Consider the following 1,335-nt stretch of genomic DNA (forward strand, 5'->3'; position numbering starts at 1 on the left):
CGCCGCCGCCGAGCAGCAGCTCGGACAGGTCGACGCCGATCGGGTTGTAGCCCTTCTCGCGGAGCTGCGACGCGAACGTGGTGGCGCGCGAGGCGATCACGACGTTGTACCCGTCGGAGTAGGAGTTCAGGCCGAGGATCGCGGCGTCCTCCTCGGTGGCGATGATCGCGTCCGGGAAGCGCTCGCGCAGGATCGCCAGCGACGGCTCGTCGAAGGCGCTCTCGAGGTACGCGATGTTCGACGTGCCGTCCGCGGCCGGCTCCGGGTCGAGGACCGCGATCGCCGTGTCGAGGTGGTAGAAGTTCGGGTTGATGAGCTTCAGGGTGACGACCTCGCGGCCGTAGATCCGCGCGAGCTCCTCGTGCGAGGTGCTGTCCGAGCGGAAGCCCGTGCCGGCGAAGATGGTGTTCCCGATGAGCAGGAAGTCGCCCTCGCCCTCGTTCGTCTCCTCGGGCTCGGCGACGGTCAGGCCCGCGCTGCGGAACCAGTCCATGTACGCCGGGCCCTCGGGCTGACGCTCGGGGTACTGGAACTTCGCCCCGTACGCGACGCCGTCGAGCACGAACCCGCCGTTGGCCGCGTAGACCATGTCCGGCAGGCCCTCGATCGGCTCGATGTACGAGATGTCGAAGCCGAGCTGCTCGTAGACGTCCACGAGGGACTGCCACTGCTCGACGGCCTTCGACGTGTCGGTCGGGTCCTCGGGGTGCATCCACGGGTTGATCCGGTAGCTGACCGTGTAGTGCGTCGGCTTGCACATCAGGATCGTCCGCTTGGTGGCGGTACGGGCCGGTGCATCGGTGGTCGAGGGTGCGGTGTTCGACATCAGTCCTCCTGGAGGGACCGGGGCCCGAGCCTGCCAGGAACCGAAACGGAACGAAGGAGAGGTGCTCCGGCGAGATGCAGGCTCACTCGCCGTAGCGGACCAGGTCGACGCCACGTCGATCCTGACACAGACCGTCCGGCAAGTGCAGTACCGGGAGCGAAGCGCCGTGGCACCCGTTCGGGTGACGCACGTTTCGTGCGCCGAACCCACCGAGCGTGCAAGAAGTCCGCGTACCATGGGTGCAATGGATTCGCTCGACCACCGCATCCTGGATCAACTCCGGGAGAACGCCCGCGCCGGCTACGGCGACATCGGGTCGGTGGTCGGACTCTCGGCCTCCGCCGTGAAGCGTCGCGTCGACCGGCTGGTGGGCGACGGCGTGATCCAGGGCTTCACGATCAAGGTCGACCCCGCCGTCGAGGACCGCGGCACCGAGGCCTGGGTGGAGCTCTACTGCCGCGGCACGGTCTCCCCCGACGAGCTCCGCACCCTGCTCGACAGCGTGCCGG

At 68.4% G+C, this 1,335-nt stretch carries 2 protein-coding genes; one reads left to right on the forward strand and one right to left on the reverse strand.

All coding sequences use genetic code 11. From position 1 onward, the window contains the following. Positions 1 to 826, reverse strand: an 826-nt coding sequence (gene ddaH, locus BIV01_RS16820) for a dimethylargininase (protein ID WP_071303615.1), incomplete at its 3' end; no start/stop codon positions are given. Between the two features lie 244 nt (positions 827 to 1,070). On the opposite strand from ddaH, the gene BIV01_RS16825 reads away from it, so the two are divergent. Beyond that, a partial coding sequence (locus BIV01_RS16825; RefSeq protein WP_139199507.1) for an Lrp/AsnC family transcriptional regulator occupies positions 1,071 to 1,335 on the forward strand: 265 nt, incomplete at its 3' end.

The sequence above is a fragment of the Curtobacterium sp. MCBA15_013 genome (assembly GCF_001865095.1).
Lineage (GTDB): Bacteria > Actinomycetota > Actinomycetes > Actinomycetales > Microbacteriaceae > Curtobacterium.